The organism is Sinorhizobium chiapasense (assembly GCF_036488675.1).
Classification (GTDB): domain Bacteria; phylum Pseudomonadota; class Alphaproteobacteria; order Rhizobiales; family Rhizobiaceae; genus Sinorhizobium; species Sinorhizobium chiapasense.
Genome location: NZ_CP133148.1, coordinates 2754508 through 2776788 on the forward strand (window position 1 = coordinate 2754508; position 22281 = coordinate 2776788).

Consider the following 22281-nt stretch of genomic DNA (forward strand, 5'->3'; position numbering starts at 1 on the left):
ATCGTGCTCTTGAATTTGCGGTGACTTATCCGGCCAGTTCCTCTGCCCGTTTGCGCGCGGCCGCAATGGCCTTTTCGAAGAGCGGCTGCATTCCGTCGTCGGCCATCAGAATGTCGAGCGCCGCGGCCGTTGTGCCGCCGGGAGAGGTTACGTTCTGGCGCAGCTGCGCGGCTTCGTCGGGGGACTGATGCAGGAGTTCACCAGCCCCCGCGACGGTTTCCCGAGCGAGACGCATGGCGAGGTCCGCCTTGAGACCGGCCCTGCGCCCGGCCTCCGCCATGCACTCGACGAGATAGAAGACATAGGCCGGCCCACTGCCGGAAACGGCCGTCACGGCATCGATGTCGGCTTCGGTCTCGACCCATTCGACCGGACCGCTGACTTTCAGCAGGTCATGCACCAGAGTACGCCGCGCCTCGGTTACGCGAGCATTCGCGTAGGCGCCGGTCACGCCGCGGCCGATCATCGCCGGGGTATTCGGCATGGCACGCACGGTCGCGGCCTCACCGAGATGGCTTTCGATGAACCGGAGCGTCTTGCCCGCGGCGACGGAAACGATGACTGTCTCCGGACCGACAAGCCCTTTGAGCGGCGGCAATACGGTGTCCATAATCTGGGGTTTGACGGCCAGGAAGAGCACGCCCGCCTTGACGCCTTCCGGCGCGGACGTGGCATGGCTGACGCCATTGTCGGCAATAAGCTTGGCCATCGCCGGCGGCGGACCCGGATCGATGACGAGGACGTCGCCGCCCTTGACGCCGCTCTTCAGCCAGCCGCCGAGCATCGCGCCGCCCATATTGCCGGCGCCGATGAGGACGATTGGACCAGACACGGCTACAGCCATCTCACGCCTCCCCGACCGTTTCGAACAGCACTGCATCGACTGCACGCTGCGCATCCATTCCGGACCAGACGACGAACTGGAAGGCCTGGAAATAGGATTCGCAAGCATCGAGCGCGCTCGACAACAGCACCTCGACCTGCTGATTCGTCGGTTCCGCGCCGCCCGCGAGCAAGAGAGATTGGCGGAAGATGATGACTTCTTCTTGGCGCCAGAGATCGAAATGCCCCATCAACACCTGACCGTTGATATGGGAGAGCAGGCGGATCACCTCGTTGACGCGGCTTTCCGGCACCTTGATGTCAAAGGCGCAAGCCAGATGCAGCGCCTCGAACTCCTCCATCCAGGAGAAGGAAACGTGATAGTCCGCCCATTTGCCTTCGACCGTCATGGCGATCTCGTCTTCGCCGGATCGCTCGAAAGACCAGTCATTGTTGGCGGCCACGAACTCGATCATATCGACCGGGTTGGACTGGCGCTCGACTTCCATTTCCAAAAGGCTCATGCATCACCCTTACGGCGCGGCACAGGCGCGCATAATCGCGTTCACAAGACGCAACGCTGCAAACCCAATACCGGATACGGACACACTATGATTGCTGGACGCACGGCCATCCTGGCTTACTTACCCTGCCCGGAGCTTACGTGATCCGTTTCGAATCATCATTTAAAATCAGTGTATAACGGCAGAGTCAGCCTGCCAGCCCCTCGGGCGAAAAATTGCGACGAAGAACGACGCTCGCGTTGCGATTTTGATTCAGCACAGATGCTTAAACGACTCTGCCATAAGGACTTTTTGGCAGTGTCCACAGGTGGAAAACTTTTCGGATTTTATCAACCCTGCGGCGCGTCCTGACAGACGCGCAAAGGACGCTGTAGCACTTTGAATTGCCGGATGATTCCGCATTCCGGAACCCGATTTAAGGAATCATGCAGCAAGCGCGGCCTTATAGCGCACGGCAGTCTCTGCCCGGGCGGGGCGGGAATCGCTCCGAAACAAGCCCGGAGACGGAGCGAGCGGAGCCGCGAGAAGCGCGGCTCCAGTCGGTCGTTACTTCTTCTTTCCGGTCTCTGCGAGGCGCGCTTCGAGCGCTTCGATGCGGGCGAGAAGCGCGTCGTTTTCCTCGCGCGCCTTCACGGCCATTTCCTTGATCGCCTCGAATTCCTCGCGCTTGACGACATCGAGCGAGTTCAGCCAGCTCTCGGCCTGCGCGCGAAAAGCTGTCTCGACCTCGCGTCGCACGCCTTGGGCAGCGCCCGCCGCATCGGTCATCAGCTTGGCAAAGTCGTCCAGAATGCGGTTGGCTCCTGTGCTCATCGTCAAGATCTCCATTTCAGCATCTCGCGCAGCAGCGCGATCATGAAATTGAGGTAGGATTGTCGGCGAAAGGATGCAAGAAAAATAAGACGGCGCCGAGGTGACAGGCCGCACCGGGCGGCTTGACCCGCCCGGATTCGATCGCCATGTTCCGCCAAAACAACCGGCCGGCACGAGACAAGACCTTGGAAACAATCGCCACCCGCCTCGCCATCCTCCCCTTCCCGGAAATCGATCCCGTCATCTTCACGATCGGGCCGCTTGCCATTCATTGGTACGGCCTCGCCTATGTCGCGGGCATTCTCATCGGCTGGCTTTATGCGCGCCGCATCATTCAAAACGCCGCTCTCTGGCGCAACGGCACGCCGGCCTTCAATCCAACCCAGCTCGACGATTTTCTGCTCTGGGCAGCCGGCGGCATCGTCCTTGGCGGGCGCATCGGCTACATCCTCTTCTATGACCTCGACTCGGTGCTGCACAACCCGATCCGCGCCATTGAAATCTGGAACGGCGGCATGTCGTTCCACGGCGGCCTCCTCGGCACGACGCTCGCGATTGTCGTCTTCGCGAGGCGAAACGCCATCGCCGTCTGGAGCCTGTTCGACGTCGTCGCCGCCGTGGTGCCGATCGGCCTCTTCTTCGGCCGCATCGCCAACTTCATCAACGGCGAGCTCTGGGGACGTTTGTCGTCCGTGCCCTGGGCAATCGTCTTTCCAACCGGCGGCCCCTTTGCCCGCCACCCGAGCCAGCTCTACGAGGCGGCGCTTGAGGGCATTCTGCTCCTCGTGGTGCTTGCCTATTTCGTCTACCGCCGCAACGCGTTGAAGGTACCCGGCCTGATCTGCGGCATATTCGTCTGCGGCTATGCCGCGAGCCGCATTTTTGTCGAATTCTTCCGCGAACCGGACGCTCAGATCGGCTATCTGGCCGGTGGCTGGCTGACCATGGGCATGGTGCTTTCGCTGCCGATGGCGCTCGCAGGCATGTGGGCGATCGCGCGCGCGCGCCGGGCAGCAGCGACCGCATAACTGGACGGGTGCATGACGAATCTTCTTGCCGACAAGATCAAGGCGCTGATCAAGGCCAACGGGCCGATCAGCGTGACCGACTATTTTTCGCTCTGCCTCGCCGATCCGCAGCACGGCTACTATCGTGTTCGCGAACCCTTCGGCCGCGCCGGCGATTTCACCACCGCGCCGGAGATCAGCCAGGTTTTCGGCGAGATGATCGGCATATTCCTCGTGCACGCGTGGCAGGAGCACGGCCGCCCTGAACCCGCAATCATCGCCGAGGTCGGCCCGGGCCGAGGCACGATGATGTCCGATATGCTGCGCGTCATCGCTCGCCTGGCGCCCGATCTCTACCGGTCGGCCAGCGTGCATCTCGTAGAGACGAGCGAGCGGCTGCAGAAGGTGCAGGCCGAAACACTCGTGGGACACGAGGGCAAGGTTCATTGGCACGCGAGCTTCGAAACCTTGCCCGCGGGCTTTCTGCTGCTCGCGGCGAACGAGCTTTTCGACGCAGTTCCGATCCGGCAATTCGTTCGCACCGCGCAGGGATTCCGTGAGCGCATGATAGGTCTCGATGCCGACGACAACCTGATCTTCGCGGCCGGCGTCGCGGGCATCGATCCGTCGCTTCTGCCGTCGCCGGCGCAATCGGTCGGCGAAGGTACGATTTTCGAGACAGCCCCGGCACGCGACGCGGTCATGGCCGCGCTATGCGAGCGCCTTCGCACGGGCAGCGGCACGGCGATCATCATCGACTACGGACATCTGGCGACCGGCTACGGCGATACGCTGCAAGCGGTCCGCGAGCATCACTATGACCCTCCGCTCGCCAGTCCCGGCCAGGCGGATCTCACGAGCCATGTCGATTTCGAACAGCTTGCCCGTCGCGCGAAGGCGGAGGGGTTGCAGATCAACGGGCTTGCTCATCAGGGTGACTTCCTCGTCGGGCTCGGGCTGCTCGAACGGGCGGCGGCACTCGGCCGCGGCAAAGACACGCTGACGCAGGAAGGCATTCGCTCCGCCGTCGAACGGCTCGCGGGCTCGGGAGCCGGAAAGATGGGCGAACTGTTCAAGGTGCTCGCCGTCAGCAGCCCCGAAGTCACGCTGGCACCGTTCCAGAAGAAGGCGCAGTGACGATCAACCGCCTGCGGCGCCATGCACCCTTTCGGGTGCGCAACGACGGCGGCAACAGCTTGAATTGCTGTATGTTTTGTACTCAGATCGTTTCCCGTTCAAGGAAACCCGCAGCAGGCCGGCTGTGGTTCGGCGATTGACAGTGCCAGCATGCCGCGTCAACATCGCGCCGCAAATCAGCCGCAAATCACCGGGCCGCGACGCGCCCTCAATTCCAATGAAACCTTAAGATAGCAAGGGCGAGAACACCGATGCAGGACGATGCCTCGCTTTCCCCGGTTCAGAGTCCGCTCTTCAGCGCCAAGGCGGGACCGGCGATCGCACACGGCTATTTCACCCGCAAGGGCGGCGTTTCCGAAGGCATTTATCGCGGCCTGAACGTCGGTCTCGGCTCGAAGGACGACCGCGAACGCGTCGGCGAAAACCGGGCGCGCGTCGCGCGCTGGTTTCATGCCGAGCCGCGGCGCCTTGCAACCGTTCATCAGATCCACTCGCCGGACGCCGTCGTCGTCGACGGCAGCTATGATGGCGCGCGCCCCGATGCCGACGCGCTGGTGACCGCGACTCCGGGCATCGTGCTCGGCGTTCTCTCAGCCGATTGCGGGCCGGTGCTCTTCACTGATCCGCAAGCCGGCGTGATCGGTGCGGCCCATGCCGGTTGGAAAGGCGCGCTTGACGGGATCCTTGAAAGCACGATCGAGGCGATGATCTCGCTCGGCGCGCGCCGTGAACGGATCATCGCCTGCCTTGGCCCATCGATCAGCCGGACCCACTACGAGGTCGGAGCCGAATTCGTCGAACGGTTCATTGCCGCCGACGAGAACTATGTGTCTTTCTTCAGCCCTTCCGGACGGAACGGCCATGCCATGTTCGACCTGCCCGGGTTGACGATCCGGCGACTGACGGAATCCGGGGTGACGGCGGAAAACCTCGACATCTGCACCTACGCGGACGAGGACCATTTCTTTTCCTACCGCCGCACGACACACAGACAGGAGCCAGACTACGGCCGGCAGATGTCGGCGATCTGCATACGGGAGATTTGAAATGGCGCTTCAATTTGCGGCAGAGGAATACGCAGCCCGCCTTGCGCGGCTGACGGCCAGAATGCAGGAAGAGAAGCTCGACGCCCTGCTGCTCTTTGCCCAGGAGAGCATGTACTGGCTGACCGGTTACGATACGTTCGGCTACTGCTTCTTTCAGTCGCTGGTCGTCAAGAGGGACGGCTCGATGGTGCTCTTGACGCGCTCGGCCGACCTGCGTCAGGCGCGTCACACGTCCAATATCGAGCGCATTGAAATTTGGGTGGATCGTGTCAATGCCGATCCGGCGGTGGATCTCAAGAATCTCCTGAACGAACTCGACCTGCTCGGCTGCCGCATCGGGGTCGAATACGACACGCACGGCATGACTGGCAGAACGGCGCGACTGGTCGACCACCAACTCGCCAACTTCGGCGAATTGATCGACGCCTCGCTGCTTGTGAGCCGCCTTCGCCTGATCAAAGGCCCCGCCGAAATCGCCCATGTCGAAAAGGCCGCCGGCCTCGCGGACGACGCGCTCGAAGCGGCTCTGCCATTGATCCGCCCGGGCGGCAGCGAAGCCGCCATTCTCGCGGCCATGCAGGGCGCGGTCTTTGCCGGCGGTGGCGACTATCCGGCCAACGAATTCATCATCGGCTCGGGCGCCGACGCCCTGCTCTGCCGCTACAAGTCGGGCCGGCGCACGCTCGACGCCAACGACCAGTTGACCCTCGAATGGGCGGGCGTCAGCGCCCATTACCATGCGGCGATGATGCGCACCGTCGTGATCGGAGAGCCGACCAACCGCCACCGTGAGCTCTACAGCGCCTGCCGCGAGACGATCCAGGCGATCGAAATGGTGCTCCGCCCCGGCAACACCTTCGGCACCGTCTTCGACGTCCACGCCAGGATCATGGACGAGCGTGGCCTGGCTCGCCACCGGCTGAACGCCTGCGGTTATTCTCTCGGCGCGCGCTTCTCGCCCTCCTGGATGGAGCACCAGATGTTCCATGTCGGCAACCCCCAGGAGATCGAGCCGGACATGTCGCTCTTCGTGCACATGATCATCATGGATTCCGACAGCGGAACGGCCATGACCCTCGGCCAGACCTATCTCACGACACCCGATAAACCGCGCGCGCTTTCACGCTACGGACTGGACTTCATTTCTGCGTAAGGAAATCCGCCTATGATTTCCGACCGAGACGGACGAACGGAGGCAGCTTCCTAGAGAATCCCTTGTGCGTTCATTGAACGCACGGCGCCCTAGAAGTTGTCGCGAACCGGAACGGGATCAGGGCGTGCGAAGCACCCATCCCGCTCCGACTGTTAGAGTCGAGACGGACGGTGGGAACGATGCGAAAGCTGATCATGCCTATCGCAAGCCTTGGTCTTGCAACAGCACTTACGGCCTGCAACAGCACGGATGTGCTGATACCGCAGGTGGACGTGGGCGCGGGGACCTTCCGTTCCCCGCCCGTGACGCAGTCCGATCTCGACACCATGTCGACGCAAACGGCCATCGTTCCGGTGCAAACCGTACCGCCGAGCAACACGGCTTTCTCCGCGCAGCCGAACATTTCGGGCGCGCCGGCGCACACGCAATATGCCACCGGCAACACGGACTACACCGACCCCGCGGGCACGCTCGAGGGTCAAGCGAGCCTTCTTGCCGAAGGCGCGGCACCGATCCAGACAAATGAGGTTCAGACGGGGCAGGCCCAGGCCGTACAAGGCGAGACCGGGCAAGACGAGACCACGCAGGTTGAGGTAAGGAAGGTCCAGACCACGCGCATACAAAGCCCCGCGCCTCCGCAGGAGCCGGCCGCGCAGCAATCCTTGACGGAATCAGCAGCGGCAGCGCCGCAACAGGAGGCAAACCAGGCCGCCGCCTCTCCAGCAGCCGCAAGCGGTTCAGGCGGCATTCGCTTCCTGCCGATCATCGGCGCGCCGGTTGAGGCCGTGACTCCGCTTTCAAAGCAACTCGGCACCGACGCCCGCGCGCAGGGGCTGGCGATCAAGGGCTCTGCGGACCAGACGAGCGAGCATATCCTCAAGGGCTATTTTTCGGCGCTCAACGACGGCGGCAAGACGACGGTGGTCTATGTCTGGGACATTCTCGATGGCAGCGGCAACCGCCTGCACCGTATCCAGGGACAGCATACCGTCGCAAGCACGGCGGCCGAGCCCTGGAGCGCGGTTCCGCCGGAAACAATGCAGGCAATCGCCACCAAAACCATCAAGGCCTACCTCGATTGGCGTCAATCCAGAGCAGGATGAGGAAAGCGCGGTTTCCGCCCACATCCCGCTCTAAATTACCAGAAACAATCACGATCCATGATTATGGGTTCGGTCGACCCAAAATCGTCGTGATCTTGGCCGGTTGGCACAAAGTTTTTAGGGTAATGGCCTTTGCGCCGCAGCATTCCCCCTTGCATTCGAGTTCAGGGACGCTAAAAAGCGGCCGATCAGCTCTGAACAGCGGCCATTCCGTAAAGATTGCCGCGATCGGAATGGCTCACGGAATTTGCGCGGAAAAAACCGCCCCGGACTGCACGCCGGACGGAGGCCGCGCCAGCTCAAGGCGGACCGTCAATGAAGGTTTTCGCAGGCAATTCGAACCGGCTGCTTGCCGAAGCGATCTGCAACTATCTCAACCTGCCCCTCGGCAAAGCTACAGTAAGGCGGTTCGCCGACCAGGAAATCTTCGTCGAAATCGGCGAAAACGTGCGCGGCGAGGATGTGTTCATCATCCAGTCCACCTCGTTTCCGACCAACGATCACCTGATGGAACTGCTCATCATGATCGATGCGGTGCGCCGCTCTTCCGCCCGCCGCATCACCGCCGTCCTTCCTTATTTCGGCTATGCCCGACAGGACCGAAAGCCCGGTCCGCGCACGCCGATCTCCGCCAAGCTGGTCGCCAACCTCATAACCGAAGCCGGCGCCGATCGCGTTCTCACCCTTGACCTTCACGCCGGCCAGATCCAGGGCTTCTTCGACATTCCGACCGACAACCTCTATGCGGTTCCGATACTGGCCCGCGACGTCAAGGAGCATTACGATCTGAAGAACGTCATGGTCGTTTCGCCGGACGTCGGCGGCGTCGTGCGTGCCCGCGCGCTTGCAAAACGTCTCGACTGTCTGCTGGCGATCGTCGACAAGCGCCGCGATCGCCCGGGTGAATCGGAAGTCATGAACGTCATCGGCGATGTGAGCGGCAAGGACTGCATCCTGATCGACGACATCGTCGATTCCGGCGGCACGCTTTGCAACGCCGCCGAGGCCCTTTTGAAGAATGGCGCCACCAGCGTCACCGCCTACATCACCCACGGCGTGCTTTCCGGCGGTGCGGTTACCCGCGTCGCCTCCTCCATGCTGAAGGAGCTGGTTATTACCGACTCTATACAGCCGACGACGGCCGTGCAGTCCGCGCACAATATCCGCGTGATCTCGACCGCCGCCCTGATCGGCGAAGCGATCAGCCGTACAAGCCAGGAAGAATCGGTTTCGAGCCTCTTCGACTGAGACCGTTCGGTCCGAGGCTGAGAATGTATCAATGCCGGCGCCTCGAGCGCCGGCGTTTTTCTTCCTGCATGATTCCTCAAATCAGAATCGATTTGAGGGCAAAATCAGGCATCGATTCAAGGTGCTACAGTAACCTTTGCGCGTCTCAAAAGACGCGCGGCGCTGTAGAGCTTATCGATTTTTCCCCAAGACCTGCGCCACCGGCTGGTCGGCGAGATTGTCGATAAACCAGTTCGGATAGACCGGTGCCGGCATGGTCTCGGCATCGAGCGCCGCGATCTCGCTTTCCGTCAACGCAAGCTCGGCGGCGCCGAGATTGTCTTCGAGCTGATGGAGCTTGGAGGCGCCGAGCAGTACGCTCGTCACCGCATTCTTCGCCAGCAGCCAGGAAATCGCCACCTGCGCGACACTTGCCCCATGCGCATCGGCGATCATGCGCATGCGCTCGACGAGCCGGAAGCCGTGCTCCTTGTCGAAGGGCAGAATGTCGAAGCCGGAATAGCGGTTGTCGGGATCGCCGAGATTGTCGCGGGTGTACTTGCCGGAGAGGAAGCCCGCGGCGAGCGGGCTCCACACCGTCATTCCCAGGCCATAGCGTCTCATCATCGGGATCACGTCGCGTTCGACGTCCCGGCCGAGAAGAGAATAGTGCATCTGACCGTGCGTGAAGCCCGCGAAACCGGCGGCTTTCTGGATTTCGAGCGCCGCCGCGACCTTCCAGGCTGACCAGTTCGAGAAGCCGATATAGCGCACCTTCCCTGAGCGGACGACCTCGTCCAGCACCGACAACGTCTCTTCGAGTGGTGTGTAGGGATCCTCCTTGTGGACGATGTAGGCGTCGATCCAATCGGTGCCGAGCCGTTTCAGACTCTGGTCCACGGACCAGAGAACGTGGCGGCGGGAAAGGCCGGCCTGCGTCAGCGGCGTGCCGGTGCGAAAGCCGACTTTGGTGGCGATCACCACCTCGTCACGGCGCGTCCTGAGCGTCTCGCCGAGAATGCGCTCCGACTGGCCGGAAGCATATCCATCGGCAGTGTCGAAAAAATTGATGCCGGCATCCAGCGCCCTCCCGACGAGTGCGGCCGCCGCCTCGGCATCGGTCTTGTAGACCGCGCCGATGCTGCGATCGCCGGCCGTGAAAGTCATGGCACCGAAGGCGAGACGCGAAACCACGAGACCGGTATTGCCAAGCGTTGTGTACTGCATGTTTTCCTCCGTTCTGCCCGATTGGCCTGTTTGCGGTTGGCGACGATCATGCCAAAGCGGATTATTGCGAAAAATAGGATGTCGCTATAAGCGTTACGAAGAATAACTTCATAATGGCGCGACAGTGGCAGCCGACCCCTTCAGCGGTTTGACGGAATTCCTGGCCGTGGCGGAGCATCGCAGCTTCACCGCCGCCGCAGCCACGCTCGGCGTTACGCCGAATGCCGTCAGCCAGACGATCAGGGCGCTCGAGAGTCGGCTTGGGGTTCAGCTCTTCGTTCGCACCACGCGTCGCGTGGCACTGACGGAGGCAGGCAGTGCGTTTCTGTTGCGCGTGCGCCCTGCGGCATCCGAGATCGCCGAAGCCCACGACCTGCTTGGCGGTTTTCGCGACCGGCCGATCGGCAACCTCCGCCTGACCGTCCCGCGCATGGCGATCCCGCTCGTTCTGACGCCGCTGCTCCCACGCTTTCGGCAGGCTTATCCGGACGTGTCCGTGGAAATCTCGATCGATGACGCGGCGATCGACATCACCGAACGCGGCTTCGATGCCGGCATCCGCATCGGCGAGGCCGTCGAAAAGGACATGGTTGCGGTCAGGCTCACTCCCGACATCGCCTGGGCCGTCGTCGGCGCGCCGTGCTATTTCGCCAAACAGGGACGTCCGGCAACGCCGGAGGAACTGACGCGGCACGAGGCGATCCGCTGCCGTTATCCCACGTCGGGCACGGTCTATCGCTGGGAGTTCGAGCGCGAGGGGCGCGATTTCTCCGTCGACGTTCCGGGCGGGCTGACCGTCAACGACTTCCTGCTGCTCATCGAACTGGCGGAAGCCGGGACGGGGCTGGCCTACCTGCCCCAGCCGTCGGTCCGCGAGGCAGTCGCAGCCGGGCGTCTCGAACGCGTGCTGGAGGCGTATCTTCCGACCTCGCCCGGCCTCTTCATCTATTTTCCCGCAAAGGCCCAGACCCAGCCCAAACTGCGCGCATTTCTCGACCTGGCGGCCAAGATCGGGCGCGAGAATAAATTGGCAGCGGGCCGCTGACTTCGGCAAGTCGCGCGGCTACGCGGCGAATGGCTTTGCCAGTTCCTCCGGCTTTGGAGGACTGTTTTCGAGAAGGGTCGCCACGGGTTCCGCATCATCGAGTACCAGAACTTTCACGACTTGCGACAGCGCATTCAGCTTGACCGCTGCAGGATCGGGGGATGCTTCCGCGGCAGCGATTTCCGCGTCGAACGCAGCCTGTTTTTCGGCAATCTCCTCTTTGAAGATTTCACCCTTCATCGCAGCCACAGACGGAATGGTCGTCGTGATTGATGCTTCTTCCGGCAGATCCGTATGTATCGTGAACTCTTCCGGCGGAAAGCTTTCCCGATGCTTGATAATCAAATCGGCGAGCGCAATGTGCTTGGCGTTGTCCGGGTGGATTCCGCCCAGCGTCGCCCCGCGTTTCATCGCGGCATCATAGGAATCCGAAAACTCTTTCTGAAAGTCGCGAATCCCTGCGATGGCGTTGAAAATAGCTGCTGCTACCGCGTCGGAACTGGCCTTGAACACAGGTGAGTGGAGGAAATCGATGGCCGACACCTGCGAACCGGACCGCAGGATGGCCAGAGCAGCAGAATTGCCCGCCGGTGAGATCATTGTCATGAAATGCTTCCTCGAAAATTTCAATGCCTGCATCAGCATCGAAATCAATCAGCACCTGCGGCCTCATGCCCAGCAGAGAATCGAGCCATCGCGACTATAGGTTGCATGAATTTAAGCGAGCTTAACAGCGCATTGGCTGTCTCGGGAAATCATCTGTCTGAGTTGACCGCTGAGCATTTACGAAAGTGACCGGCGCAGCCGGCACTAACTGCCGCCACGGGCCAGGGATTGTACCGCGCAAGCCTCGCCTCCGCCAAGCAGACGCGAGCGCGTCAAAAAACGCTTCTCCCGGCCGTTGTCGAGCGAGAACATCCCGCCCCTGCCGGGGACTACATCGATGATCAGTTGCGTGTGCTTCCAGACCTCGTACTGGCTGGCGCTGATGTAGACCGGCACCCCATCGATCTCGCCAAGCCTCACATCATTGTCACCGACGATATAGTCGCCAACGGGGTAGCACATCGGCGACGAGCCGTCGCAGCAGCCGCCCGATTGATGAAACAGGATATTCGGATGATCGCGCCTGATTTCGCGGATGAATTCGATCGCCGCATCGGTCGCAAGTACCCGCAGTTCCTTTTCGTCGTCCGTCATCACAGTCTCCTCGCCTCACATAAGCCAGCAGGCGCCCGATGAGAGATCGGGAGCCTGCCGGGAAGATCACCGGTGAAAGCCGGGATCAGAAGAAGCCAAGCGCCTTCGGGCTGTAGCTCACCAGCATGTTCTTGGTGTGCTGGTAATGGTCGAGCATCATCTTGTGCGTCTCGCGGCCGATACCGGACTGCTTGTAGCCACCGAAAGCGGCATGCGCCGGATAGGCGTGGTAGCAATTGGTCCAGACACGGCCGGCCTGGATGGCGCGTCCGAAGCGATAGCAGCGGTTGGCATCGCGGCTCCACACGCCGGCACCGAGGCCGTAGAGCGTGTCGTTGGCGATCTCCAGCGCCTCTGCCTCGGTCTTGAAGGTCGTCACCGAAACGACGGGTCCGAAGATCTCCTCCTGGAAGATGCGCATCTTGTTGTGGCCGCGGAACACTGTCGGCTTGACGTAGAAGCCTTCGGACAGCTCGCCTTCGAGCACGTTGCGCCCGCCGCCCGTCAGCACCTCGGCCCCTTCCTGCTTGCCGATATCGATATAGGAGAGGATCTTTTCGAGCTGCTCGCTCGACGCCTGCGCGCCGATCATCGTTGCCTGGTCGAGCGGGTTGCCCTGGCGGATCGCCTCGACCCGCTTCAGCGCCCGCTCCATGAAACGGTCATAGATGCTCTCCTGGACAAGCGCGCGGCTCGGGCAGGTGCAGACCTCTCCCTGGTTGAGCGCGAACATGGCAAAGCCCTCAAGCGCCTTGTCGAAATACTCGTCGTCCTCGGTAAGCACATCGGCGAAGAAGATGTTCGGCGACTTGCCGCCGAGCTCGAGCGTCACCGGAATGAGGTTCTGGCTGGCATATTGCATAATAAGCCGTCCGGTCGTCGTCTCGCCGGTAAAGGCGATCTTGGCGATGCGGGGACTGGTGGCGAGCGGCTTGCCAGCGTCAAGGCCGAAGCCGTTGACGATGTTGAGCACGCCCGGCGGCAGGAGGTCGGCAACGAGTTCTGCCCAGACGAGAATGGAGGCAGGCGTCTGCTCGGCCGGCTTCAGCACCACGCAGTTTCCGGCGGCAAGCGCCGGGGCCAGTTTCCACGCGGCCATCAGGATCGGAAAGTTCCAGGGGATGATCTGGCCGACGACCCCGAGAGGCTCGTGGAAATGATAGGCAACCGTGTCGTGGTCGATCTCGCCGATCGAGCCTTCCTGAGCGCGGATGCAAGCGGCGAAATAACGGAAATGATCAATCGCCAGCGGAATGTCGGCAGCCATTGTCTCGCGGATCGGCTTGCCGTTGTCGAAGGTTTCCGCCCGCGCCAGAAGCTCGAGATTGGCCTCCATGCGGTCGGCGATCTTCATCAGGATGTTGGAGCGCTCCGTCGTCGACGTCCGCCCCCATTTTTCTCGCGCCGCGTGCGCTGCATCGAGCGCGGCTTCGATATCGGCGGCATCGGAACGGGCGATCTGGCAAAGCGTGCCGCCGGTGACCGGCGTCGTGTTGTCGAAATAGCGGCCCGCGACCGGCTCCCGCCATTCGCCACCGATGAAGTTTCCATATTTCTGTTTGTACGGGCTCTCGACGATCTTCTGATGCAACATGGCTTCCTCCCTTCGAACAGCAGTCCTTTGCTGTGCGAGGAAGGGTGCGGTGAAATATCGAACGGTGATAGAGAGCCGCCGCACTCGATGGTGTCATCTGTTTCAGAATTGAGACAGACCGGCCCGGCCCGGCGTGCTGCAGCGCAGCATCGGCAGGAACGGGACGATTTTTCAAGCTTGTCCGCCCCTCATCCGCCTGCCGGCACCTTCTCCCTGCAAGCGGGGCGAAGGGACGAGCGGCAAACCCCCAGTCCCCTCTCCCCGCTTGCGGGGAGAGGGTTAGGGTGAGGGGCTCTTCGTGGATAAGCGCGCCTCAGTTCAGCGAAAGGCGCTTCATCTTGCGGTAGAGCGTAGCGCGGCTGATTCCAAGGAGGTCGGCTGCCATCGAGACGTTGCCTTTCGCCCGCGACAGCACGCGACGCAGCGCCGCCCGCTCGGCGTCCGGCAGTTCCCCTCCGTCCCCGGGCGGCTCCTCCTGGAGGAGGTCGGAAGCCGGAACGCCCGCTGCAATCCGCCTGTCATCAAGGCCGAGCCGTTGCCGCGCGGCGCGGGTCGCACCTAGCACGAGATCGTCGCGGTCGACAGCAAGCAATGCCGGCCCTGCCCTGTCCACCGGTACGAGCACGATGCGCGCCCCGGCAAAAGCCCGCCGGAAAAGATTGGCCTCGATACGGGAGGCGGCGTCGCGCACCGCCTGGGAAAGGATCGACACCGTTGCATCGGACGCGTCATCGCGGCAGGTGGAAATGTCGATCGCTCCCGCGAGGTGTCCCGCCTCGTCCCGGATCGGCGCCGTCGCGCAACTCAGGCCGATATTGCGGCTCAAGAAATGCTGGTCACGCTGGATTACGACAGCGCGTTCGTCCGCGATCGCCGTGCCGATGCCATTTGTACCGACGCTCGCCTCGCTCCACACGGTTCCCGACCACAGACCGACATCGCGAAATTCGGCATCGTCGCCGACCGCGCCGCGGCGTTCGAGCGCAACGCCCTTGTCGTCGGTCAACAGAAGGCAGCAGCCGGCCTTGCCGACGACAGCGAACAGCCGGTCGAGTTCTGCGACCGCCTCCGCAACCAACACGCCGGAACGTTCGTGCGCCTGCCGGAATTCGTTATCCGTGAGCCGTAAGGGCGAACGGGCCTCCTCCGGCGCCAATCCGTGCAGCGTCATGCAGCGGCGCCACGATGCCGCAACCGGCGAACTCGCCGCGGCCGACGATTGATGCGCGATCCTGTAGACGTGTTCGGAATGATCCCTGACAGCAGGCATCCGCTCCCTCCCTGAAAGCGTCTCGGCGGAGACGGGTCTGCCGATCTCCCATTCGGCATGCCTCCGGCTAGCGACACTATAGGCATCGATTGCGCGGCCGGTCCAGCCAGACGAAGGTCGCGCCGTCAAGCGCCTTCATGGATATATCAAGCGTCACCGCCCACCGTGCCGCGTGTCTTCAGACGCACAACGGACAGTGTAGCGCTTTGAATTGCCGGATGTTTTTATCCTTAAATTGGGCATTGGGATATGCTACTCGATGGCGTCATTTCGCGCCCCCGCCCCGCAACGTCCGGTTCTTCGCCATGCTTCGCGACTTTTCGCTTCAAAGCCTTTTCATGGGCCTGCTGATCGCCTTTGTCGGTTTTGCGAGCTCTTTCGCCGTCATCCTGAACGGACTTGCCGGTGTGGGCGCAACGGCCACCCAGGCCGCCTCCGGCCTGATGGCTCTATCGATTTCGATGGGGGTATGTGCAATCGTCATCAGCAGCGTGACGCGACTGCCGATCAGCGTCGCGTGGTCGACCCCTGGCGCGGCATTGCTTGCAAGCTCGACCGCCGTCGAGGGCGGTTTCAATGCCGCGGTCGGCGCCTTTCTCGTTTGCGGTCTGCTGATCGTCATCGCCGGGCTTTGGAGGCCGCTCGGCAGGATGGTTTCCTCGATCCCCTCGGCTTTGGCGAACGCGATGCTTGCCGGCGTACTCATCGGCCTGTGCTTCGCACCGGTCAAGGCAATCGCCGTCAATCCCCTCTTCGGCCTGCCGATCATACTCGCCTGGGCACTGGTCGGCAGCATCAACAAGCTCTATGCCGTCCCGGCCGCCCTCCTCGCCTTCGTCCTCGTCATCGCCTTCGGCACCGAAATGCCCGACGGCATCCTTGCAAGGCTTTCGTCGGCGCTGATTCCCCAAGCCGAATTCGTCTTCCCGGTCTTCAACGCCGCCGCCATGGTCAGCATCGCCCTGCCGCTCTTCATCGTGACGATGGCATCGCAGAACATTCCCGGCATCGCCGTTCTGAAGGTCAACGACTACCACCCGAATCCCGGTCCGCTCTTTGCAACGACCGGCCTCTTTTCGATGCTGAGCGCTCCCTTCGGCGGCCATGCGGTCAACTTGGCGGCGATTACCGCTGCCATGTGCGCCGGTGTTGATTCCCACCCCGACCGCGTCCGCCGCTACTGGTCGGCGATCAATGCCGGCATTGTCTATATCGTCTTCGGCCTGCTCGCCGGCGCCGTTACCACCTTCGTCAGTCTCGCGCCGCCGGTGCTGATCGAGGCCGTCGCGGGGTTGGCGCTTGTCGGTGCCTTTGCAAGCTCGGCCATGGCGGCGTTCAGCGAAGCACAGACGCGCGAAGCCGCCGCGATAACCTTTCTGGTAACCGCATCAGGCGTCAGCTTCGCTGGCGTCTCCGGCGCCTTCTGGGGTCTGGTCGCCGGCGGCCTCATGCTCGGGCTCGCCCGGTTTACCAAGCGAAAGGCATGAACCGGGGCGCCTCGCCTTGCATTTCCGCCCGTTCTCGGTTATGGACCCCGCGTCCGCGCAGACACCCTTGGAGGCAACGCGGATGAAGCTGCCAGTCAGCTTCAGGTTTTTCCGCTTCTTTGACGGACGAACTCTCCAAATAACCAGAAAGGTCTACCCATGAGCCAGACTTACGAGCTCAAGGCCGAGACGCGCGAACGGGTTGGTAAGGGGTCCTCCCGTGAACTTCGCCGCAACGGTCTTATCCCGGCTGTCATCTATGGTGACAAGCAGGCCCCCCTTTCCATCGCGCTCTCCACCAAGGACGTGACGATGAAGATCCACGCCGGCGGTTTCATGACCACCGTCGCGATCATCGAAGTCAACGGCGAGAAGATTCGCGTCCTGCCGAAGGACTATCAGCTCGATCCGGTCCGCGACTTCACCATGCACGTCGACTTCCTGCGCGTCTCGAAGGACAGCCAGGTTTCCGTCCAGGTCCCGGTTCACTTCGAGAACGAAGAGAAGTCCCCGGGTCTCAAGCGCGGTGGCGCCCTGAACATCGTTCGCCACGAAGTCGAACTGAACGTTTCGGCCGACAGCATCCCGGAGTTCCTGACCGTTGACCTCACCGGCCTGAACATCGGCGACACCGTCCACATCTCGGACATCAAGCTTCCGGCCGGCGCGACCCCGGTCATCGCCGATCGCGACTTCACGGTCGCCACGATCGCCGGCCGCGTGATGGAAGCCGAAGAAGAAACAGCAGAAGAGGCTGAGGGCGAAGCAGAAGAATAATCTGCGTCTCGCGTATCCGCCAGCCCACTGACGGCTGACAAGACCAACCCGCTCCATGTCACATGGGGCGGGTTTTTCATTTCCGGCCGCATGTTTTCATCCTTAGGCCGATGACGATTTAGAAACATGCGAAGCGACTTGTGTTGCACACGGCCCAGACTTGGGAGCATCAGGACTTGGGAGCGCCAGGACTTGCCGTTTGCCAAGCATCATCATCGGCTAATGCAAGCGCAGCGTCTCGTCAGCGCGCTCATGAAATCTCGGCGTGCAACTTCAGCAACATTTAAGGTTTTGATGATGTTCTGCCGGTGGGGAGACATTGGTGGCAGTCCAAGAGAATTAGCAATGAATAAAATGGCAGCAACTGCCGAGCGGGGCATGCGATGATGCACTCGGTGGAAAACCGGTTTGTTGCGATCATCGGCGGCGCGATGTTTGTATTCGTCGCCCCGTTGCTCGCGCTCTTCCTCACCATATCCAGCGAACGCGTCGCGCGCGAGCGCCTGCAGAATGTCGAGCTTTTGATGGAGGCCAGCGGCGAAGCGCTCGGCAAGCCGATCTGGGATTTCGACCAGCAAGGCATCGACCGGATCGCCCGCTCGCTGATGAACGCCCCCGATATTCGGGCCGTCACCATTCGCGATGCGAGTGGAAATATCCTTGCTCAATTGCCGCGGGGAGGCATTGGCGGCACCACTCCAAACCGCTCCTTAAAGACCACGATCGCCTTTGACAGTGTCGAGGGCGTCAAAGAGGTCGGTACGCTCGAGGTCGTCGTCCCGACGCCCGGCATCCTTTCTCGCTTCAGCAAGGACGAATGGACCGTCCTCGCCATTCTTCTATTTGCCGTCGCGATCGTCTTTGCGGCGGCCCTCGTCGGCAATCGTTTCACCGTGATCCGCCCGCTGATGCGACTGACCGCCGCAATCGAGGCGACACGGCGGCTGGGATCCCGCCACCGGGTCGACTGGACTTCGGACGACGAGATGGGCACGCTCGCGGCGAACTTCAACGAGATGCAGGATCGCCTGGAACGCGAGGAAACCGAACTCAAGATCGCTCACGACCGCGCGACCGAAACCTATAATCTCACGCCGGCCATGCTCTTCTCGCTCGACGCTGGAAACAGGCTGAGCGCCGTCAGCGATTACTGGTTGCTTGCGACGGGCTATGCTCGCGAAGAGGTCATCGGCCGCACCTTCACCGATTTCATCGATCCGTTGTGGCACGAAGCCTATCGCCTTCGCGCAAAGACGACCGCGGTCGACAATGACGATATCAGCGAAGTAACGCTGCCCTTCCGCAAGGCCGACGGCGAGTTCATGACCGTCCTGATCCTGGAGTCGGAAATGGCCCATGGCGGCGATCTTTCGCTATCGGTCATGACCGATGTCACGGCGCTCAAACAGGCGGAGAGCCGCAACCATGCCCAGGCGATCACCGATCACCTGACCGGGCTGCTCAATCGCCAGGGCTTCGAAAGCGCGCTCGACGACGCGATCCGCAACGCTGACGAGTGCGGCATGCAGCTGGCCTGCCTGTTCATCGACCTCGACCGCTTCAAATGGATCAACGACAATTTCGGCCACGCCGCCGGCGACGCCGTTTTGCGCCAGACCGTCGAACTGATCCGCACGACGCTTGGCGCAGATGACGTGATGTCGAGGCTCGGCGGCGACGAATTCGCCATTCTCGTTGCGGCAACGGACGTCGCCGCGCTCGCCTACGAGATCGCCGAGCGCATCTGCGCGGCGCTGCGCGAACCGATGCCGATTGCCGGCAACGAGCTGTCGGTCAGCGCAAGTGTCGGCGTTTCGGTCTACCCGACGCATGCGTCAAGCGCCTCAGACCTTCTCTTGAAGGCCGACATGGCGATGTATGCGCGTAAGCGCGACGGCAAGAACGGCTTGCGGATTTTCGACGCGAGCATGCTCGACACCGCACGCGAGCGCCACGAGATCGAGCAATGCATCGAAACCGGCCTGAAAGAGGATTGGTTCGAGGCCTGGCTGCAGCCGATCGTCAGCCTTGGCGACGGCCAGATCGTCGGTTTCGAGGCGCTGATGCGCCTCGATCATCCGGAAAAGGGGCTGATGCCGCCCGGCAAGATCATCGGCATTGCCGAGGAGACAGGCACGATCGGCCGCATCGGCGACCGCGTGCTCGACAAGGCGATCCGCCACCTCGCCGCGATCTCCGAACTGGATGGAACGCAGAACACCTATCTGGCGGTCAACTTCTCGCCTCTGCAGTTCGAGCTGACCTTACCCCACAAGCTGGCTGCGCTGCTGCTCAAGCACCACATTTCGCCGCAGAGGATCGTCATCGAGATCACCGAGGCGGTGCTGATGCTGGACAATCCCGAGGTTCACGCAGTCCTAAAACAACTCAACGAGTTCGGCTGCCGCATCGCGCTTGATGATTTCGGCACCGGTTACTCGTCCTTGAGCTATCTCAATCGCTTCCCCGTCGATATCGTCAAGGTCGACCAGTCCTTCACCCGGTCGCTGAGTTCCGGCACCGCCGACGTCAGGCGCAAGAGCCGCATGCTTATTAAGGGCATTCGCACCATTTCGCATCAGATGGGATGTACGGTCGTCGCCGAAGGCATCGAGACGAAGGAGCAGTGGCAGCTTCTGCGCAAGCTCGGCGTGGATAATGGCCAGGGTTATCTCTTCAGCCGGCCCATGCCGATCGACGGCATGTTGGCCCTCCTGGAGAACGAATCCGAAGCCAAGGCGGCCAATCCGGCATAGTGCCGCTCGAAAGGGAGAAAAGGGCGTGAAGCATCTGATCCTGGCATTCCTGCTCGGTCTTTCCGCCACCGCTCACGCCGAGACGATACATTTCGTCACCGAGGAATACCCGCCCTACAACTTCTCGACCGCGAGCGGCGCGAACGGCGCATCGGTCGAACAGGTGGCACTGATCATGAACGCCGTCGATCTCCCCTACGATATCGAGGTCCTGCCTTGGGCGCGCGCCTTCGCGCTTGCCGAAAGCCAGCCTTTCCATTGCGTTTTCACCACCGGCCACGACGCAGAGCGAGACAGGAATTTCAAATGGATCGAGCCGCTCCTCGTCGATCACCTGATCATGGTGCGACGCAAGGGTGCGGCGATTGTGCCGCAAACGATCGATGAGGCGAAGCAGTTCGTCGTCGGAACACAGCGGGAAGACTTCTCCGCCGCCTACCTGAAGGCGCACGGCTTCGAGAAGATCGATTATGCCGCCAATCTCGACTCCACCATGAAGAAGCTCGCCGCCGGTCGCGTCGATCTGCTCATGACGTCTGAAAAAACCTTCGAGACCATGCGGGCCGACGGCAAACCGGTCGAGGCGGCATTGGTGCTGGAAGGCAAGCAATACGGCATCGCCTGCCACCGGGACATGCCCGATGAGATCGTTGCCCGTATGCAAGCCGAACTCGATCACCTGATCGCCAACGGCACGCAGGACCGGATCTTCGAGCGATACGGCCTGCGCCCGAACCGCATCGAGCAGGCGGCGAAATAAGGATTGACTTTCCCCGGACCGCGATGATTTTGGGTTGAAACAGCAGGGTGCGTGAAATGCCCCTCACCCTAACCCGCTCCCCGCAAGCGGGGAGAGGGAACAAAACGGCGCCGCATGTGCCTTCTCCCCGTCGAAACGGGGAGAAGGTGGCCGGGAGGCCGGATGAGGGGCAGAGGCGGACGGAAGACCTACCCCTTCGTCATCCTCTCGAAAATCTCGGTCCGATAGAGCAGAAGCATTAGGAGTATGGCGACATGCTGATTATCGCGGGTCTTGGCAATCCGGGTTCGAAATATGCCGGGAACCGCCACAATATCGGCTTCATGGCCGTCGACGCGATACAGAGTCGCCCGAGCTTTTCCTCATGGTCGAAGAAGTTCAAGGCGGAAATTTCCGAGGGCGAGATCGCCGGTGAACGCGTGCTCCTGATGAAGCCGCAGACCTTCATGAACCTGTCGGGAGAGGCCGTGGGCGAAGCCATGCGCTTCTACAAGCTCGCGCCGAAAGATATCGTCGTGATCTACGATGAGCTCGATCTTCCTGCCGCCAAGGCACGGATCAAGACCGGCGGGGGCCACGGCGGCCACAACGGCATCAAGTCGATCGACGCCCACTGCGGCAAAGAATACCGTCGACTGCGCCTCGGCATCGGCCACCCGGGTGTGAAGGACCTGGTGCACGCCCATGTGCTCGGCGATTTCGCCAAGGCGGATCAGGCCTGGCTATCGCCGCTTCTGGACGCCATCGCCGACAACGCGGACATGCTGGTTAGGGGCGAGGATTCGCAGCTTATGAACAAGATCGCGCTGGCGACCGGCAGCACGCCGACTGACGAAAAGCCGCAGGCGGCGAAGAAGCAGCCGGCGCAATCCCACATTCACCAGGCTCGCAACGCTGCGCAACCGAAAAAACTTCCCACGACTGGTCCGATGGCCGAGATGCTGAAGAAGATGTTCGGCTCGAAGGGGGATTGAGAACGACGAACCCGGTCGACCCTACTCCTCTGGCTCGGTCGTGAACAACAGCGGATAGCCCCCTTCCTTGCCGAGATCGGTCGCCTCCTTCGCCTTGGTCTCGGCGATATCCCTGGCGCAGACGACGACGACCGAGGTGCCGAGCTTGTGTGCCGTCATCATCACCCGATAGCCGGCTTCCTCGCTCATGCGGAACACGGCCTTGAGCACCATGACCACGAATTCACGTGGGGTGTAGTCGTCGTTGACCAGAATGACCTTGTAGAGCTTCGGCCGCTGCAGCTTAGGCTTCGATCTGGTCTTCGGTTTTGCGGCAACATCATTGTCACTCATCGGAAATCCACCCGTTGATGACATGA

The 22281-nt window shown here is 61.9% G+C and carries 21 protein-coding genes; 12 read left to right on the top strand and 9 right to left on the bottom strand.

Features of this window, described 5'->3' with window-relative positions:
- Positions 1-25 precede the first annotated feature (25 nt).
- The 3 genes from proC to RB548_RS13345 form a co-directional block, all read right to left on the bottom strand.
- Positions 26-844 (bottom strand): pyrroline-5-carboxylate reductase, encoded by an 819-nt coding sequence (gene proC, locus RB548_RS13335; protein WP_331371773.1) that lies wholly within the window; start codon positions 842-844, stop codon positions 26-28.
- A 1-nt stretch (position 845) separates the two neighbouring features.
- Complete coding sequence (locus RB548_RS13340) at positions 846-1346, bottom strand: type III secretion system chaperone family protein (protein ID WP_136506450.1); 501 nt, start codon at positions 1344-1346, stop codon at positions 846-848.
- Positions 1347-1892: 546 nt separating this feature from the next.
- On the bottom strand, positions 1893-2159 hold the full coding sequence (locus RB548_RS13345) for an accessory factor UbiK family protein (protein ID WP_180938567.1): 267 nt from the start codon (positions 2157-2159) through the stop codon (positions 1893-1895).
- Between the two features lie 185 nt (positions 2160-2344).
- Here RB548_RS13345 and lgt point away from each other — a divergent pair, with 185 nt between their 5' ends.
- From lgt to RB548_RS13375, 6 genes are all read left to right on the top strand, one after another.
- Positions 2345-3187, top strand: coding sequence for a prolipoprotein diacylglyceryl transferase (gene lgt / locus RB548_RS13350; protein WP_408642417.1), 843 nt, complete (start codon positions 2345-2347; stop codon positions 3185-3187).
- Between the two features lie 12 nt (positions 3188-3199).
- Positions 3200-4303 carry a class I SAM-dependent methyltransferase gene (locus RB548_RS13355; RefSeq protein WP_331371775.1) on the top strand — a complete coding sequence of 368 codons (1104 nt, stop codon included), beginning with the start codon at positions 3200-3202 and terminating at the stop codon, positions 4301-4303.
- Positions 4304-4554: 251 nt separating this feature from the next.
- Positions 4555-5349 carry a peptidoglycan editing factor PgeF gene (gene pgeF / locus RB548_RS13360; RefSeq protein WP_331371776.1) on the top strand — a complete coding sequence of 265 codons (795 nt, stop codon included), beginning with the start codon at positions 4555-4557 and terminating at the stop codon, positions 5347-5349.
- Between the two features lies 1 nt (position 5350).
- Positions 5351-6502, top strand: a complete 1152-nt coding sequence (locus RB548_RS13365) for a M24 family metallopeptidase (protein WP_331371777.1) — start codon at positions 5351-5353, stop codon at positions 6500-6502.
- A 179-nt stretch (positions 6503-6681) separates the two neighbouring features.
- Positions 6682-7605 carry a hypothetical protein gene (locus RB548_RS13370; protein WP_331371778.1) on the top strand — a complete coding sequence of 308 codons (924 nt, stop codon included), beginning with the start codon at positions 6682-6684 and terminating at the stop codon, positions 7603-7605.
- A gap of 315 nt (positions 7606-7920) precedes the next feature.
- On the top strand, positions 7921-8853 hold the full coding sequence (locus RB548_RS13375) for a ribose-phosphate pyrophosphokinase (protein ID WP_331371779.1): 933 nt from the start codon (positions 7921-7923) through the stop codon (positions 8851-8853).
- A gap of 171 nt (positions 8854-9024) precedes the next feature.
- Here the strand turns inward: RB548_RS13375 and RB548_RS13380 are convergent, their stop codons facing one another.
- A complete protein-coding gene (locus tag RB548_RS13380) occupies positions 9025-10059 on the bottom strand; it encodes an aldo/keto reductase (RefSeq protein ID WP_331371780.1) in 1035 nt (344 codons plus the stop codon).
- A gap of 124 nt (positions 10060-10183) precedes the next feature.
- Between RB548_RS13380 and RB548_RS13385 the strand changes: the two genes are divergently transcribed.
- Positions 10184-11104, top strand: a complete 921-nt coding sequence (locus RB548_RS13385) for a LysR family transcriptional regulator (protein ID WP_331371781.1) — start codon at positions 10184-10186, stop codon at positions 11102-11104.
- Between the two features lie 18 nt (positions 11105-11122).
- Here the strand turns inward: RB548_RS13385 and RB548_RS13390 are convergent, their stop codons facing one another.
- The 4 genes from RB548_RS13390 to RB548_RS13405 all read right to left on the bottom strand — a co-directional run bounded on the left by RB548_RS13390 (position 11123) and on the right by RB548_RS13405 (position 15168).
- Positions 11123-11710 (bottom strand): hypothetical protein, encoded by a 588-nt coding sequence (locus tag RB548_RS13390; protein ID WP_331371782.1) that lies wholly within the window; start codon positions 11708-11710, stop codon positions 11123-11125.
- Between the two features lie 204 nt (positions 11711-11914).
- Positions 11915-12304, bottom strand: a complete 390-nt coding sequence (locus RB548_RS13395; RefSeq protein ID WP_331371783.1) for a DUF779 domain-containing protein — start codon at positions 12302-12304, stop codon at positions 11915-11917.
- An 85-nt stretch (positions 12305-12389) separates the two neighbouring features.
- Positions 12390-13898 carry an aldehyde dehydrogenase gene (gene adh, locus RB548_RS13400; RefSeq protein ID WP_331371784.1) on the bottom strand — a complete coding sequence of 503 codons (1509 nt, stop codon included), beginning with the start codon at positions 13896-13898 and terminating at the stop codon, positions 12390-12392.
- Positions 13899-14211: 313 nt separating this feature from the next.
- Positions 14212-15168, bottom strand: coding sequence for a helix-turn-helix domain-containing protein (locus RB548_RS13405; RefSeq protein WP_331371785.1), 957 nt, complete (start codon positions 15166-15168; stop codon positions 14212-14214).
- A gap of 305 nt (positions 15169-15473) precedes the next feature.
- On the opposite strand from RB548_RS13405, the gene RB548_RS13410 reads away from it, so the two are divergent.
- The 5 genes from RB548_RS13410 (at position 15474) to pth (ending at position 21922) form a co-directional block, all read left to right on the top strand.
- Entirely contained in the window at positions 15474-16655 is a 1182-nt protein-coding gene (locus RB548_RS13410; protein ID WP_331371786.1) for a benzoate/H(+) symporter BenE family transporter, read from the top strand.
- Positions 16656-16814: 159 nt separating this feature from the next.
- Complete coding sequence (locus RB548_RS13415) at positions 16815-17432, top strand: 50S ribosomal protein L25/general stress protein Ctc (protein ID WP_331371787.1); 618 nt, start codon at positions 16815-16817, stop codon at positions 17430-17432.
- Positions 17433-17815: 383 nt separating this feature from the next.
- Positions 17816-20188: an EAL domain-containing protein gene (locus RB548_RS13420; protein ID WP_331371788.1), complete on the top strand. Its 2373-nt coding sequence runs from the start codon at positions 17816-17818 to the stop codon at positions 20186-20188.
- 25 nt (positions 20189-20213) lie between these two features.
- Complete coding sequence (locus RB548_RS13425) at positions 20214-20948, top strand: substrate-binding periplasmic protein (RefSeq protein ID WP_331371789.1); 735 nt, start codon at positions 20214-20216, stop codon at positions 20946-20948.
- Positions 20949-21202: 254 nt separating this feature from the next.
- Positions 21203-21922: an aminoacyl-tRNA hydrolase gene (gene pth, locus RB548_RS13430; RefSeq protein ID WP_331371790.1), complete on the top strand. Its 720-nt coding sequence runs from the start codon at positions 21203-21205 to the stop codon at positions 21920-21922.
- A gap of 21 nt (positions 21923-21943) precedes the next feature.
- Here the strand turns inward: pth and clpS are convergent, their stop codons facing one another.
- Complete coding sequence (clpS, locus tag RB548_RS13435; protein ID WP_331371791.1) at positions 21944-22255, bottom strand: ATP-dependent Clp protease adapter ClpS; 312 nt, start codon at positions 22253-22255, stop codon at positions 21944-21946.
- Positions 22256-22281 lie beyond the last annotated feature (26 nt).

Coding starts and splice junctions, on each gene's coding strand:
- proC (WP_331371773.1), bottom strand. CDS start 844: ATGGCTGTAGCCGTGTCTGGTCCAATCGTCCTCATCGGCGCCGGCAAT.
- RB548_RS13340 (WP_136506450.1), bottom strand. CDS start 1,346: ATGAGCCTTTTGGAAATGGAAGTCGAGCGCCAGTCCAACCCGGTCGAT.
- RB548_RS13345 (WP_180938567.1), bottom strand. CDS start 2,159: ATGAGCACAGGAGCCAACCGCATTCTGGACGACTTTGCCAAGCTGATG.
- RB548_RS13355 (WP_331371775.1), top strand. CDS start 3,200: ATGACGAATCTTCTTGCCGACAAGATCAAGGCGCTGATCAAGGCCAAC.
- pgeF (WP_331371776.1), top strand. CDS start 4,555: ATGCAGGACGATGCCTCGCTTTCCCCGGTTCAGAGTCCGCTCTTCAGC.
- RB548_RS13365 (WP_331371777.1), top strand. CDS start 5,351: ATGGCGCTTCAATTTGCGGCAGAGGAATACGCAGCCCGCCTTGCGCGG.
- RB548_RS13370 (WP_331371778.1), top strand. CDS start 6,682: ATGCGAAAGCTGATCATGCCTATCGCAAGCCTTGGTCTTGCAACAGCA.
- RB548_RS13375 (WP_331371779.1), top strand. CDS start 7,921: ATGAAGGTTTTCGCAGGCAATTCGAACCGGCTGCTTGCCGAAGCGATC.
- RB548_RS13380 (WP_331371780.1), bottom strand. CDS start 10,059: ATGCAGTACACAACGCTTGGCAATACCGGTCTCGTGGTTTCGCGTCTC.
- RB548_RS13390 (WP_331371782.1), bottom strand. CDS start 11,710: ATGACAATGATCTCACCGGCGGGCAATTCTGCTGCTCTGGCCATCCTG.
- RB548_RS13395 (WP_331371783.1), bottom strand. CDS start 12,304: ATGACGGACGACGAAAAGGAACTGCGGGTACTTGCGACCGATGCGGCG.
- adh (WP_331371784.1), bottom strand. CDS start 13,898: ATGTTGCATCAGAAGATCGTCGAGAGCCCGTACAAACAGAAATATGGA.
- RB548_RS13405 (WP_331371785.1), bottom strand. CDS start 15,168: ATGCCTGCTGTCAGGGATCATTCCGAACACGTCTACAGGATCGCGCAT.
- RB548_RS13410 (WP_331371786.1), top strand. CDS start 15,474: ATGCTTCGCGACTTTTCGCTTCAAAGCCTTTTCATGGGCCTGCTGATC.
- RB548_RS13415 (WP_331371787.1), top strand. CDS start 16,815: ATGAGCCAGACTTACGAGCTCAAGGCCGAGACGCGCGAACGGGTTGGT.
- RB548_RS13420 (WP_331371788.1), top strand. CDS start 17,816: ATGATGCACTCGGTGGAAAACCGGTTTGTTGCGATCATCGGCGGCGCG.
- pth (WP_331371790.1), top strand. CDS start 21,203: ATGCTGATTATCGCGGGTCTTGGCAATCCGGGTTCGAAATATGCCGGG.
- clpS (WP_331371791.1), bottom strand. CDS start 22,255: ATGAGTGACAATGATGTTGCCGCAAAACCGAAGACCAGATCGAAGCCT.